Source organism: Phenylobacterium kunshanense, assembly GCF_003254525.1.
Lineage (GTDB): Bacteria > Pseudomonadota > Alphaproteobacteria > Caulobacterales > Caulobacteraceae > Phenylobacterium > Phenylobacterium kunshanense.
Genome location: NZ_QFYS01000004.1, coordinates 201455 through 214613 on the forward strand (window position 1 = coordinate 201455; position 13159 = coordinate 214613).

10 protein-coding genes are annotated in these 13159 nt (G+C 70.2%); 6 read left to right on the plus strand and 4 right to left on the minus strand.

Translation table 11 applies throughout. From position 1 onward, the window contains the following. Positions 1-17 precede the first annotated feature (17 nt). Positions 18-1169 (minus strand): epoxide hydrolase family protein, encoded by a 1152-nt coding sequence (locus DJ019_RS11210; protein ID WP_111276119.1) that lies wholly within the window; start codon positions 1167-1169, stop codon positions 18-20. 48 nt (positions 1170-1217) lie between these two features. Beyond that, positions 1218-1817: a TetR/AcrR family transcriptional regulator gene (locus DJ019_RS11215; RefSeq protein ID WP_111276120.1), complete on the minus strand. Its 600-nt coding sequence runs from the start codon at positions 1815-1817 to the stop codon at positions 1218-1220. 111 nt (positions 1818-1928) lie between these two features. On the opposite strand from DJ019_RS11215, the gene DJ019_RS11220 reads away from it, so the two are divergent. The 3 genes from DJ019_RS11220 (at position 1929) to DJ019_RS11230 (ending at position 5094) form a co-directional block, all read left to right on the plus strand. Continuing rightward, positions 1929-3323: a carotenoid oxygenase family protein gene (locus DJ019_RS11220; protein WP_111276121.1), complete on the plus strand. Its 1395-nt coding sequence runs from the start codon at positions 1929-1931 to the stop codon at positions 3321-3323. Between the two features lie 21 nt (positions 3324-3344). Further along, positions 3345-4397, plus strand: a complete 1053-nt coding sequence (locus DJ019_RS11225; RefSeq protein WP_111276122.1) for a DUF2855 family protein — start codon at positions 3345-3347, stop codon at positions 4395-4397. A 94-nt stretch (positions 4398-4491) separates the two neighbouring features. Next, a complete protein-coding gene (locus DJ019_RS11230) occupies positions 4492-5094 on the plus strand; it encodes a hypothetical protein (RefSeq protein ID WP_133255289.1) in 603 nt (200 codons plus the stop codon). Here the strand turns inward: DJ019_RS11230 and DJ019_RS11235 are convergent. Next, entirely contained in the window at positions 5091-6581 is a 1491-nt protein-coding gene (locus tag DJ019_RS11235) for a serine hydrolase domain-containing protein (protein ID WP_111276124.1), read from the minus strand. The two genes, DJ019_RS11230 and DJ019_RS11235, sit on opposite strands and share 4 nt — an antisense overlap. Positions 6582-6733: 152 nt before the next feature. On the opposite strand from DJ019_RS11235, the gene DJ019_RS11240 reads away from it, so the two are divergent. Beyond that, a complete protein-coding gene (locus DJ019_RS11240) occupies positions 6734-8605 on the plus strand; it encodes an alkyl/aryl-sulfatase (RefSeq protein WP_111276125.1) in 1872 nt (623 codons plus the stop codon). 3 nt (positions 8606-8608) lie between these two features. Here DJ019_RS11240 and DJ019_RS11245 read toward each other — a convergent pair whose 3' ends face one another. After that, complete coding sequence (locus DJ019_RS11245; RefSeq protein WP_111276126.1) at positions 8609-9991, minus strand: flavin-containing monooxygenase; 1383 nt, start codon at positions 9989-9991, stop codon at positions 8609-8611. Positions 9992-10286: 295 nt separating this feature from the next. Between DJ019_RS11245 and DJ019_RS11250 the strand changes: the two genes are divergently transcribed. Both DJ019_RS11250 and DJ019_RS11255 read left to right on the plus strand, forming a co-directional pair. Continuing rightward, the gene (locus DJ019_RS11250; RefSeq protein ID WP_111276127.1) at positions 10287-11489 is read left to right on the plus strand and encodes an aminotransferase-like domain-containing protein; all 1203 of its coding nucleotides are present in this window, start codon (positions 10287-10289) and stop codon (positions 11487-11489) included. A 32-nt stretch (positions 11490-11521) separates the two neighbouring features. Continuing rightward, positions 11522-13150, plus strand: coding sequence for a GMC family oxidoreductase (locus DJ019_RS11255; protein ID WP_111276128.1), 1629 nt, complete (start codon positions 11522-11524; stop codon positions 13148-13150). The last annotated feature ends 9 nt before the right edge of the window (positions 13151-13159 follow it).

Genomic DNA, 13159 nt, shown 5'->3' on the forward strand with positions numbered 1-13159 from the left:
CTTCACGCGCGCCAGCCTCAGCCGATCTCGCGCGCCCAGGTCCTCACCTCGTCCACATAGAGCTCCGGCTCTTCCATCGCCGCGAAGTGGCCGCCCGAAGGCATGTCGGACCAGCGGACGATGTTGTAGGCCCGCTCGGCGAACGAGCGGGGCGGGGCGCTGTAGAGCGGCTCGCCGGGGAAATTGGCGAAGGCGGTCGGTGTCTCCACACGCTCGCCGGGCTGGAAGGCGACGCCGCCTTCTTCCAGCAGGCCGCGGTAGTACCAGGCCCCCGTCGTGAAGCTGCCGGTCATCACATAGAGCATGATGTTGGTGAGCAGCCGGTCCTTCCCGTAGGCCTCGTCCAGCGACTTCCTCGACAGGTCGGACCAGTCGTGGAACCGCTCGAGGATCCAGGCCGCCTGGCCCACCGGGTTGCCGGCCGCCATCCAGGCGATCGACTGCGGCTTGGACGCCTGCAGTCGGAAATAGGCGCCCATCAGCTCCATCGCCCCGGCCTGCCGCTGGGCCCAGGCGACCTCGGCCTCGTCCTGCGGTCCGCCGTGCGGCCGGAAGCCCAGCATGTTGAGGTGGATGGCGCGCGCGCTGGCCCCATGATCGCGGCCCAGCCACGAGGTCACCATGGCGCCCCAGTCGCCGCCCTGGGCGAGGTAGGACGAATAGCCCAGGACCTCGGTCATCAGCGTGTTGAACAGCCGCGCCGTGGTCCGCTGGCCGATCGGTCGCGTGGGCTTCGACGAGAAGCCGAACCCGGGCAGGGACGGGACCACGACGTCGAAGGCGTCGGCCGGGTCGCCGCCGAAGCGCGACGGGAACGCCAGCTTCTCGATCGCCTGCCAGAACTCGTAGTGCGAGCCCGGCCAGCCGTGGGTCACCAGCAGCGGCCGCCTTCCGCCCGCCTCGCCGACCACGTGCAGGAAGTGAAGGTCGAAGTCCTCCACCCGCGCCGTGAACTGCGGGAAGCGGTTGAGGTCCGCCATGGCCGCGCGCCAGTCGTAACGGTCGGTCCAGTGGGCGCAGAAGTCCCTCAGGTAGCCGCCGTCGCAGCCGTAGGCCCAGCCGTCGGGGACCTGCGGCGCTGGCGGCCAGGGATAGGCCCGCACCTGGGCCAGAACGGCCTCCACCTCGGCCTCGGTCCAGCGGACCTCGAAGGGTTTGATCTCAGCCATGTGCGCCTCCCGGATGCGCGCACACTCCTGCGGCTGCCGCGAGGGCCGTCAAGCGCCGGGTCGCAGGCCTCGCGCCAGGGTCGAGCCCATGCGGTCGGCCAGGCTGCGCGCCGCGCCCTCGGGCAGCTTGCCGGACATCTCGAGCACGATCGCGCCGTGCGTCGCGGCCCAATACATCGTTCCGATCTCGTCCGCGTCGCCCTGCAGGTCGCCGCCCGTCACGAGGTCCTTCACCCAGGCCGTCATGGTCTCGTGCGCGCGTCCGGCGGCCTCGACCAGCTCGGGATAGTCGCCCCCTGTCGGCTGGTTGAGGTCGAACATCAGCTTGTAGGTGTGGGGGTGCTCGAAGGCGAAGTCGATGTAGGCCTCCCCCACCGCCGCGCCCTTCGCTCGCGGGCTCCGCGCGCCGTCCCGCGCCTTCTCCAGCGCCTCGGCGAAACGGTTGAAGCCGTTGGTCCGCACCGCCGCCAGGATGTCGTCCTTGTCGCGGAAGTAGCGGTAGGGCGTCATCGGCGACACGCCCAGCGCCGAGGCGAGCTGGCGCATGGTCACGGCGTCCGGGCCCTTCTCGGCGAACAGCCGCTCGGCCGCGGCGCAGAGCCGCTCGCGGAAATCGGCGACATCGCTTTCGGACAGGACGCGCGGCATTCGACTCGCTGGTTCGGAAAGGGGCTTGCCAAGGGCTAGCGCCTGGATAATGAATTTACAACGTAAGTTACAACAAGGCCCCACGGAAACAGGGGGCAGGGAGGATCGGTCATGGACGGCGACGCACGCATCAATCCGTATCTGGCGGGCAATTTCGCGCCCATCCGGTCCGAGGACGACTTCGACCTGACGGTGAAGGGGGAGATCCCGGCGGCCATGCGCGGGGCGCTGTTCCGCATCGGCCCGAATCCGCAGTTCGAGCCCCGCGATCCCAACCATCACTGGTTCGGCGGCGACGGCATGATCCACGGCTTCTACGTGGCGGACGGCAAGGTCGGGTACCGCAACCGCTATGTCCGCACGCCGAAGTGGGAGCTGGAGCACGAGCACGGCCGCTCGCTGTTCGGGAGCTTCGGAAATCCGATGACCACCGACCCGCTGGCGATGGGCAATGAGGGCGGCGTGGCCAACACCAACATCGTCTGGCACGCCGGCAAGCTGATGGCGCTGGAGGAGGGGCACCACCCCTTCGAGGTCGACCCGAAGACGCTGGATTCGCGCGGCTATGTGCGCCCCTACGGCGGACGGGTGACGGCCCACCCGAAGCTCGATCCCAAGACCGGCGAGATGGTCTGGTTCGCCTATGGCGTCGGCCAGATGCCGCTGTCGGCGGGCATGAGCTACGGCGTCACCGACAAGGACGGCAAGGTCGTCCGGCGCAGCGACTTCCAGGCGCCCTTCGCCTGCATGGTCCACGACTTCATGGTGACCGAGAACCACGCCCTGTTCCCGATCCTGCCGCTGACGGCCAGCCTGGAGCGGGCCATGAGCGGCAAGCCGGCCTTCGCCTGGGAGCCGGAGAAGGGCAGCTATGTGGGCGTGATGCGCCGGGACGCCGACGTCTCGACGATCCGCTGGTTCAACACCGAGGCCTGCTACGTCTTCCACCCGCTGAACTCGTGGGAGGAGGGCGACAAGATCTTCTGCGACGTGATGCGCTACGACGTGGCGCCGCTGTTCCCCAATGCCGACGGATCGCCGGGCCAGAAGGCCGCCGCGCGCCTGGTCCGCTGGACCTTCGACCTTGCGGGGAACTCGGACGCCATCAAGGAGACCCCGCTGGACGACCTGGACGGCGAGTTCCCCCGCGTGGACATGCGGGTCGAGACCCTGAAGCACCGTCACGGCTGGTACGCCGCCGACCCGACGCGCAGCGGCACGGTCAAGCAGAGCGCCCTCGCCCACATGGATTTCCAGACCGGCAAGCGTCAGGTCTACGAGCTGACGGGCGGCGATCTCACGTCCGAACCGGTCTTCGTCCCCCGCTCGGCCGACGCGCCCGAGGGTGACGGCTGGCTGACGGCCGTGATCTGGCGGGCGGCGGAGAATCGGTCGGATCTGGCGATCTTCGAGGCGCAGGATATCGCCAAGGGGCCGATCGCCGTGGCCGAGGTTCCCCGCCGGGTGCCCTTCGGCTTCCACGGCAACTGGGCCGACCTCTCGTAGGAGCCATCGGGGAGCATGGAAATGAAGGGCTGGGACCTCCTCGTCGACCGCGGCGATCTGACGAAGACACGGCTTGCGCCGATGGATCCGGACGCGCCGCTGGCGGACGGGGAGGCCCTGCTCCAGATCGAGAGCTTCGCGCTCACGGCCAACAACGTCACCTACGGCGCCGTCGGCGACCAGATCGGCTACTGGCGCTTCTTCCCCGCGCCGGAGGGCTGGGGGCGCATCCCCGTCTGGGGGTTCGCACGGGTGGTCCGCTCGGCCACCGCCGATGCGCCCGTGGGCCTGCGTCTGTTCGGCTACTGGCCGATGTCGAGCCATGTTGTGGCGCGGCTCGAGAAGCGGCCGAGCGGCTATGTGGAGGTCTCCGCCCATCGGGCGGAGCTGCCGCCCACCTACAATGCCTATCAGCAAGCGCCGCCGGCCGCAGATGACGACTGGCGCTCGCTGCTGCGACCGCTGCTCATGACGAGCTTCCTGATCGACGACCAGCTCTCAGAGGCGCCCCTGAAAAGCCTCGTGCTCTCCAGCGCGTCCAGCAAGACCGCCATGGGCCTGGCCTGGCTCGCTCGCCGGCGCGGCCTGAAGGTCATCGGCCTGACCTCGCCGGCGCATGTGGCGACGCTCCAGGCCTCAGGGCTCTACGACCAGGTCGTGACCTACGACGACGTCGCCAGCCTGCGAGCCGAGGGGCCGGCGGCCTACGTCGATTTCGCCGGTCGCGCCACGGTGACCGCGGATGTCCATGCCGCGCTCGGCGATGCCCTGGCGACCAGCCTCGGCGTCGGCCTGACCCATTGGGACGCCATGGCCGGGCCCAGGCCGACCCCGGTAGGCCCTGCGCCCGTGTTCTTCTTCGCCCCCGACCGCATCCGGCAGCGGATGAAGGACTGGGGACCCGCCGAGCTGGAGTCCCGGTTCGCGGCGGCGCTCGCCGCTTTCGTGGCGGGCAATCCCTGGCTGAGGCTCAAGCGCCACGCCGGGCCCGAGGCGCTGCAGGGGCTCTACGCCCACCTCGTGGCGGGTCAGGTCGCCCCTGACGAGGGCCATATCGTCAGGCCCGATTCATGACCGTTTTCAGTCACTAATAACTTGTTGCATAAATACTGGACTCTCGCGCGCGACTGAGGCACAGCTTCCCCAGTTCTGTTCTTGGGGAGCCCTCATGCCGACCATCGATCTGTCCGCGACAAGCTGGATCGTACCCACCGGTTCTGCGCCCGGCGCACCGCCGTCCATCGCTGTCGGCGAGCCCACACCTGGCGGACGAGTCCGCGCCGTCGTGGGCACGTCGGGGGACGACACCCTTGCCGTCGAGGGCGGCGCCACGGCCATTGGGGCCGGCGGGTCCGACGTCTTCGTCCTGGTCTCGAATGGCCTCTCCGGTGACGAGCCCGAACGCCTTGGCGTGATCCTGGACTACGACTTCAGCAACGATGCGCTAGACCTCGGCAAGCTCGGGGACGATGCGGTGATCGTCAGCCAGGACGCCATCAAGGGCGGGGCGCGGATCGGCATCGACTACGACGGTGATGGCGACGAGGACGGCTATGTCCTCGCCTATACGCCTGGCCCCAACGGCGAGCCGGCGGAGATTCTGCCGGAGGACGACGATGGCGGCTTCACCATCCTGCCGTTCCCCTTGCCGACCGACGACGGCGTGTTCACGATCCTGCCGTATCCGATGCCCACCGATGGGCAGATTATCCTGACCCACGCCTTCGACGTCGGCGCCGCCATTCGGGCTCTCGACGGCTGGTCCGTCTAGGGCGCGCTGAACTCCAGCACCTGCAGCGAGGCGGGCGCGGTGGGCGCGAGCAGCAGCCGCGCCTGCAGCGTCCCGCGCTCGCAGGGGTAGCGAACGGTGGCCGCCGTGGCCGTGTCCGTGACGATCGGCTCGGGCGCCCGGCACGTGCCGAGCTTCGCCTTCAGCGCCGCGAGCTCGGCGTTGCGGTGCGCCACGTCGCGGTCCAGCAGCAGGTTCATGGCCAGGGCCTCGCGCGCCGCCAGGACATCGCCGGCCGCATAGATCTTCGCCGCCGCGTCGGCCATGGCCCTCACGCCGGCGCTGGGCGGCGCGGTTCGCGTCGGGAAGGCGCCGGATTTCACCAGGGCGATGGCGGCCTCCCGCACCACCAGTGACGCCGGCGCATAGGTCCGGTTGGCGAAGGCGAACACGCCGACGCCGCGCTCGGGCAGCATGAGGACGTTGGAGCCATAGCCTGGCAGACCGCCTGAGTGGGTGAAGTGCGGGCCCAGTACGCAGTCGGCATAGACGATGGTTCCCATGCCGTAGGCCCGCGCCCGGTCGCAGCCGCCGGGCTCGGCCCTGGCCACCACTGAGGGGAAGTTCTGCCCCCGGACGATCTCGCGGATGCTCGACCGCTTCAGGATGCCGTCCTCTGGCCCGTCGCGCGCCGGCCAGGCCGCCAGCTCCCAGGCCATGTAACGGGCGTAGTCGTTGGCCGTCGTCATCAGCCCGCCCATCGCCCCGAAGGCGCCCGGGCCCAGGGAGGGTTCTTCCTTCCAGGCGCCGTCTTCCCAGCGATAGCCGATCGCCCGCCGGCCCGCCGGGGCCCGGGCCTGGTCGTAGGTGCTCGAGCGCATGCCCAGCGGCTTCAGGAACGCGCCCTCGATGTAGTCGGCGTAGTTGATCCCGGCGGCGTTGGTGACGACCCGCCCGGCGAGCGCGTAACCGAAGTTGGAGTATTCGAACGCCATCCCCGGCGCCCGCGAGAACGGCACGCCCGCCGCCACGAAGCGCGAGAAATCGGCCTCGGTCATGTCCAGTTGGCGGTCGCCCCAGGGGTCGTCGGTGACGAAGCCGGCGTTGTGGGTAAGGAGGTCGCGGACCGTGACCTCCGGGCTGTCCGTCGTGGGGTACGCGAGCCCGGCCAGCTCGGGCACGATCGTCTCGGCCGGGGCGTCCAGGGTGAGTTTCCCTTGGTCCCGCAGCTTCAAGGCCGCCAGGGCGGTGAAGTTCTTGGACATCGAGGCGATGCGGAAAACGCTGTCGGGCGTCACCGGCGCCTTCGACGTCACGTCCTGCACGCCAAGGGCGCGGACGTAGGCGAGCTTGCCGTCCATGACGACGCCATAGACCAGCCCCGGGACGTGCTGCTCGCGCATCCAGGTCTCGAACAGCGGGTCGACCCCGGCGAAGGCGGCCTTTTGGGCCTCGGTCTGGGCGGCTGCGGGTGTGGCCAGGCACACGAGGCCGAGGGCGAGGGCGGCCAGGCGCAGGAACTTGAACATGGGGGCTTCCGGCTGGAGGAGGCGCCGATGCCAGCCGGGCGGGGCGTCGAAGTCAAGGCGCGCGGAATGGGTAATCCGTGACAATCTCAAAGTCGCTGTCCCACTAGTCAGGACAGAGGCGCCGGCGCATGACCGGCGGGGGAGGAGACGTCATGAAGAACGCCCTGATCGGAGCTGTCGCCACGCTGGTGCTTGCGGGGAGCGCCCAGGCCGCGCCCGACTTCGCCGACCGCCAGGACTACGCCTTCGCCGAGAAGGGCTTCGTCGGCACGCGGACCGATCCGAAGATCCTCGCCGCCGACGGCCGCGTCGTGTGGGACCTCGCCGCCTACGACTTCCTGAAGGCCCCGGCTCCGGCCAGCGCCAACCCCAGCCTGTGGCGCCAGTCCGGCCTGCTGGCGAAGCACGGCCTGTTCGAGGTCACCAAGGGCGTGTGGCAGGTGCGCGGCTTCGACATCTCGAACGCCACCTTCATCGCCGGCAAGACGGGCTGGATCGTCATCGATCCGCTGACCTCGGCCGAGGCGGCCAAGGCGGCGCTGGACCTCGCGAACGAGAAGCTCGGCGCCCGGCCGGTGGTGGCGCTGATCTACACCCACAGCCACGCCGACCACTTCGGCGGCGCCCGGGGCATGGTCGCCCAGGCCGACGTCGACGCCGGCAAGGTGCAGGTGATCGCGCCGCACGGGTTCCTGGAGCATGCGGTCAGCGAGAACATCATCGCCGGCCCGGCCATGGCGCGCCGCGCGACCTACCAGTTCGGCAGCTTCCTGCCCAAAGGCCCGACCGGCCAGCTCAGCTCGGGCATCGGCCCCGCGGTCAGCGCGGGGACGCAGACCCTGGTCCCACCGACCGTCGACATCGTCCGGACCGGACAGGAGCTGGTCGTCGACGGGGTGCGGTTGCAGTTCCAGATCACGCCCGGCACGGAAGCGCCGGCCGAGATGAACATCTACCTGCCTGACCTGAAGGCCCTGTGCCTGGCCGAGAACGCCAACGCCACCCTGCACAACGTGCTCACCCCTCGCGGGGCGCTGGTCCGGGACGCGAAGGCCTGGGCCGACTACCTGTCGGAATCCATTCGCCTCTATGGCGACAAGTCCGACGTGGTGTTCACCAGCCACGCCTGGCCGCGCTGGGGTCGGCCGGTGATCGCCGAGTACCTGGAAAAGCACCGCGACCTCTACAAGTACCTGCACGACCAGTCGGTCCGGCTGATGAACGACGGCTATCTGCCGAACGAGATCGCCAACCGTCTGAAGCTGCCCGAGGCGCTGGACAGCGAATGGTACAATCGCGGCTACTACGGCACGCTCAGCTTCAATTCGCGCGCGGTCTATCAGCGCTACATGGGCTGGTACGACGCCAACCCGGTCCACCTCGCGCCGCTGGAGCCGGCCGACGAGGCGGCCCGCTACGTCGCCCTGATGGGCGGCCCTGAAAAGGTCCTCACTGCGGCCCAGGAGGCCTACGCCAAGGGCGACGACCGCTGGGCCGGCGAGCTCGCCAACCGGCTGGTCATGGCCGACGCCGCCAACACCGCCGCCCGCCAGCTCCTGGCCCAGGTCTACGAGCGCCAGGGCGCGGGGGCCGAGAGCGCCATCTGGCGGAACATGTATCTCGCCGGCGCGCAGGAATTGCGGGAGGGCGTGAAGCCGTCGCCCGCCGGTGCCGCGGCGCTGGAGATGGTGCGCAACACGCCCACGCCGATGCTGCTGGAGCTGCTCGCCGTGCGCCTCGATCCGGAGAAGGCCAAGGACGCGGCGCTGACCGTCGACCTCGTCTTCCCGGACCGCAAGGAGCGCTTCCGCGTCCGCCTGAAGCACGCGGTGCTGACGCACGAGTCCAACCCCACGGGCCCGGCCGACGCCGTCTACACCCTGCCGCGGGCGCAGTTCCTCGGCGGGGCGCTGATGGGCGCCGACCTCTCGAAGGCGGCGACGTCGGGCGACGCCGGCGCCCTCAATCGCCTGCTCGGCTACCTGAGCCCGCCCCGCGCCAACTTCCCGATCGTGACGCGGTAACGGCTACTCCGCGGCCATCGCGGGCGCGCCGGCGGCTTCCGCCCGCGCCGGGACGGGCAGGGTGTTGCCCGCCGCCTTGGCCCGCTTCTCGCCCTTCTCGATCTCCTTCAGGAGGTCGTGAACGTAGATGCCGAAGTCCACCTGGATCGTGTGCCGGGCCGACTTGTAGTAGGGGCCGAGGTGCAGCGCCTCATCGGCGGCGGTCACCTGGCGCATCTCGTCCGGCGCGGGCGGGCGGTACTTTCCGACCAGGTAGGCGCCGGCCAGCTTCGCCTGCTGCTCCGCGAAGTTCACCAGGGTCGGCAGCGGCTGGGCGAGGCCCATGAAGAACAGGTTCGGCACGCCCGGCTGCATCATCCGCTTGAACAGCGGAAAGCGGTGTTCGGCGTCGGGCAGCAGAGCCGGGTCGGTGAAGAAGGGGAAGCTGATCTTGTAGCCGGTGGCGTAGACGATCACGTCCACGTCCTCGACGCTGCCGTCCTCGAACTTCACCTGCCTGCCCATCAACTCGGCGATGTTCGGCTTGAATTTCACGTCGCCGCAGCCGGCCCGGGTCAGGAACTCGCCCGAGACCGAGGGGTGCGCCTCCAGCGGCTCATGGTCGGGCTTGGGCAGGCCGTAGTCCTCCATCCGCCCGACCGCGCGCTTGATCTTCTTCCGCGCCAGGGCCAGGCCCAGCTTGCGCGGCATCCAGTGGGGCATGGACGCCTTGTCCGCCACCTTGCCGTCCATGTACTTCGGCAGCACCCAGACGCCCCGCCGGGCGGCGACCCAGAGGTTCCTGGCGATCGGCTTCTGCGACAGCTCGGAGGCCACATCCATGGCCGAGTTGCCCATGCCGACGACGACCACGCTCTTGCCGCGCATGTCCACCGGGTCGAACGGCGTGCGGTAGCTGTGGACGTGGAAGTGTGGCCCGTCGAAGTGGCCGGGATATTCCGGCGTCCGCGGGTCCCAGTGGTGGCCGTTGCAGACGAACAGCACGTCGTAGAGGCGCGTCTCGCCGGTCGACAGCTTCACCCGCCACAGCCCGTCGGCCGTCCGCTCGGCGTGCTCGACGGCGGTGTTGAAGGTAATCCGTTTCCTGAGGTCGAAGTGGTCCACGTAGTCGTGGAAATACTGCAGCAGCTGGCGGTGGTGCGGAAAGTCGGGCCAGTCGGCCGGCACGGGATAGTCCTCGAACGCGAGGCGCCACTTCGAGGTGTCGATGTGCAGGCTCTCGTAACAGGCCGACTTGCCGTTCGGGTTGTTGAAGTACCAGTTGCCGCCGATGTCGTCCGACATCTCGAAGCAGTCGAACGGCACGCCCAGATCCTGCAGCCGCTTGGCCGTGGTGAAGCCGGAACACCCGGCGCCGATAATGCAGGCCTTGGGCAAGGCGGCCATGACGCTTCCTCCTGAACTCGTTGCCCAGCAGCCTGACGCCTTGCCGTCACGTCCGCCAAGGGATGAGGCCACTGCGACGCCAGTGGCCCGTGACAGCGGCGCCGTGAGCCGCTATGCATCGGACATCATGAGCCGCCGGTCGCCCCAAGCCCTTGAGGTAGCCGCCCCCCGCGCGGGGGTTTGCGAGGCCATGCGCGGCTGATCCGCCGCCGGCCCCGACGATCCCCCGCAGTCCCTGCGGATGGATCGGCCAGGCTCTTTCTCCATCCGCGCCCCAAGCCCGATGGAGACTTCTATGACCACCCCCTGGAACGATCGCTTCAGTCATCGGATGGCGCGGGTGCGCGCGTCCGAGATCCGGGAGCTGCTCAAGCTCCTGGACCAGCCCGACATCATCTCGTTCGCCGGCGGCATCCCCGATCCGGCGCTGTTCCCGGCCGGGCGCATCGCCTCCACCTATGCCGAGGTGTTGGCCGAGGCCGCGCCCCAGGCGCTGCAGTATTCGGTGAGCGAGGGCCTGCCCGAACTGCGCCGCTGGATCGCCGCGCGCATGACCGCCGCCGGGGCGCCGTGCGACGAGGGCAACATCCTGATCACCGCCGGCTCGCAGCAGGCGCTGGACTTGATCGGCAAGCTGTTCCTGAGCCCCGGCGACACGGTGCTGGCCGAGCGGCCGACCTACCTGGGCGCGCTGGGCGCCTTCAACGCCTACGAGCCGTCGTACGCGGACCTCGCGCAGCCGCCGCCGGCCTGGACGAAGCTGGCCTACATCGTCCCCGACTTCGCCAATCCCTCGGGCCGCACCCTGACCCGCGCCGAGCGCACGGCCCTGCTCGACATGGCCCATGAGCGCGACGTCGTGGTGATCGAGGACGCGGCCTACCGCGACCTGCGCTTCGCCGGGGGCGCCGAGCCGTCGATCCTGGCGCTCGACATCGCCCGGACGGGCTCGATCGAGGACGCGCGGACCCTCTACTGCGGCACCTTCTCCAAGACCCTGTCGCCGGCGCTGCGGCTCGGCTGGGTCTGCGCGCCGCGGGCGGTGATCGACAAGCTGGTGCTGCTGAAGCAGGGCGGCGACCTGCACGTCTCGACGATCAACCAGATGGTCGCCGCCCGCGTCGTCGCCGAGGGCTGGGACTCGCACCTGGAGCGCCTGCGCGCCGCCGGCCGCGAGCGGGCGGCCGCCATGCAGACCGCGCTCGCCCGGCACATGCCCATGGGCGTCACCTGGACCCGGCCCCAGGGCGGGATGTTCGTCTGGGTGGAGCTGCCGCACGGCTTCGACGGGGCGGCGCTGCTGGAGGCGGCCCTGGCCGAGGAGCGGGTGGCCTTCGTGCCCGGCGCGCCGTTCTTCGCCGTGGAGCCCGACGCGGCGACCCTTCGCCTCAGCTATTCGCTGCCGCCGCCCGACGCGATCGACGAGGGGATCCGCCGCCTGGCCCGCGCCATCGACGCGCGCATGGCCCACGGCTCCCCGAGGGCCAGGGCCAGCTAGCGGTCTGCGCCGACTTGCCCCATGGAGTAGCCATGGCGAAGCCTGCGGACACCCTGGACGGCGCGTACGACTACATCGTGGTCGGGGCGGGCTCGGCCGGCTGCGTGCTGGCCAACCGCCTCTCCGCGAACCCCGCCAATCGGGTGCTGGTGCTGGAGGCGGGGGGCAAGGACGACTGGGTCTGGTTCCACGTGCCGGTCGGCTACCTCTTCGCCATCGGCAATCCGCGCTCGGACTGGATGTTCGAGACCGAGGCCGAGCCGGGCCTAAATGGCCGGGCTCTGAAGTATCCGCGGGGCAAGGTGGTCGGCGGCTCGTCGGCCATCAACGCCATGATCTCCATGCGCGGCCAGGCGGCCGACTACGACCACTGGCGCCAGCTCGGCGTCGCCGGCTGGGGCTGGGACGACGTGCGGCCGGTGTTCCGCCGCCTCGACGACCACTTCCTGGGCGAGGGCGAGCACCATGGCGTGGGCGGCGAGTGGCGGGTCGAGGCGCCGCGCGTGCGCTGGGCTGTCCTCGACGCCATCGCCAAGGCGGCCAACGAGATGGGCGTGCCCTCGACGCCCGACTTCAACACCGGCGACAACACCGGGGTCGGCCCCTTCCACGTGAACCAGCGCCGGGGCCTGCGCTGGTCGGCGGCCCGGGCCTTTCTCACCCCCGCGCTGAGGCGGCCGAACCTGCGGCTCGAGACCGGCGTGACCGTCGAGCGCGTCCTGTTCGAGGGCCGCCGGGCGGTCGGCGTCCGCTTCCGCCGGGGCGGTCAGGTGATGGAGGCGCGGTCGCAGGGCGAGGTGATCCTGTCGGCCGGCTCGCTGGGCTCCACCCAGATCCTCCAGCTTTCGGGCGTGGGGCCCGGGGAGCTGCTGTCCGGCCACGGCGTGCCGGTGGTGCTGGAGAAGCCCGGCGTCGGCCGCAACCTGCAGGACCACCTGCAGCAGCGGGCGATCTACAGGGTCACCGGCGTGCCGACCCTCAACGTCATGTACCGCTCGCTGGTCCGGCGTGGGCTGATGGGGCTGGAGTATGCGCTCTTCCGGACCGGCCCGCTGACCATGGCGCCCAGCCAGCTCGGCATCTTCACCACCTCGTCGCCCGAGCACGAGCGGCCGAACATCCAGTTCCACGTCCAGCCCCTGTCCCTGGACCGCTTCGGCGAGCCGTTGCACCCGTTCCCGGCGGTGACGGTGGCGGCCTGCAACCTGCGCCCCACGTCGCGCGGGGAGGTGCGGTTGCGCTCGGCGGACCCGGCCGCCGCGCCGGTGATCGCGCCGAACTACCTGGCCACCGAGGAAGACCGCCGCGTCGCCGCCGACGCCATCCGCGTCACCCGCCGTCTGATGCGCCAGCCGGCGCTCGCGGCCTACCGCCCGGAGGAATATCTGCCGGGGCCGGCGGTCGGCGACGACGACGCAGCGCTCGCCAGGGCCGCCGGCGACATCGGCACGACGATCTTCCACCCCGTCGGCACGGCGAAGATGGGCCTGGCCTCCGATCCCCTGGCGGTGACGGACGCGCGCCTGCGGGTGATGGGCCTGGAGGCCCTGCGCGTCATCGACGCCTCGGTGATGCCGACCATCACCTCAGGCAACACCAACACGCCCACGATCATGATCGCGGAGCGCGGCGCGGGCTTCGTGCTGGAAGACTCGGCGTAGCGGCGCGCC

What these genes read in the sequence shown, in the direction of transcription:
- DJ019_RS11220 (WP_111276121.1), top strand. Translation starts at nt 1,929, where the DNA reads ATGGACGGCGACGCACGCATCAATCCGTATCTGGCGGGCAATTTCGCG.
- DJ019_RS11230 (WP_133255289.1), top strand. Translation starts at nt 4,492, where the DNA reads ATGCCGACCATCGATCTGTCCGCGACAAGCTGGATCGTACCCACCGGT.
- DJ019_RS11210 (WP_111276119.1), bottom strand. Translation starts at nt 1,169, where the DNA reads ATGGCTGAGATCAAACCCTTCGAGGTCCGCTGGACCGAGGCCGAGGTG.
- DJ019_RS11255 (WP_111276128.1), top strand. Translation starts at nt 11,522, where the DNA reads ATGGCGAAGCCTGCGGACACCCTGGACGGCGCGTACGACTACATCGTG.
- DJ019_RS11240 (WP_111276125.1), top strand. Translation starts at nt 6,734, where the DNA reads ATGAAGAACGCCCTGATCGGAGCTGTCGCCACGCTGGTGCTTGCGGGG.
- DJ019_RS11235 (WP_111276124.1), bottom strand. Translation starts at nt 6,581, where the DNA reads ATGTTCAAGTTCCTGCGCCTGGCCGCCCTCGCCCTCGGCCTCGTGTGC.
- DJ019_RS11215 (WP_111276120.1), bottom strand. Translation starts at nt 1,817, where the DNA reads ATGCCGCGCGTCCTGTCCGAAAGCGATGTCGCCGATTTCCGCGAGCGG.
- DJ019_RS11225 (WP_111276122.1), top strand. Translation starts at nt 3,345, where the DNA reads ATGAAGGGCTGGGACCTCCTCGTCGACCGCGGCGATCTGACGAAGACA.
- DJ019_RS11250 (WP_111276127.1), top strand. Translation starts at nt 10,287, where the DNA reads ATGACCACCCCCTGGAACGATCGCTTCAGTCATCGGATGGCGCGGGTG.
- DJ019_RS11245 (WP_111276126.1), bottom strand. Translation starts at nt 9,991, where the DNA reads ATGGCCGCCTTGCCCAAGGCCTGCATTATCGGCGCCGGGTGTTCCGGC.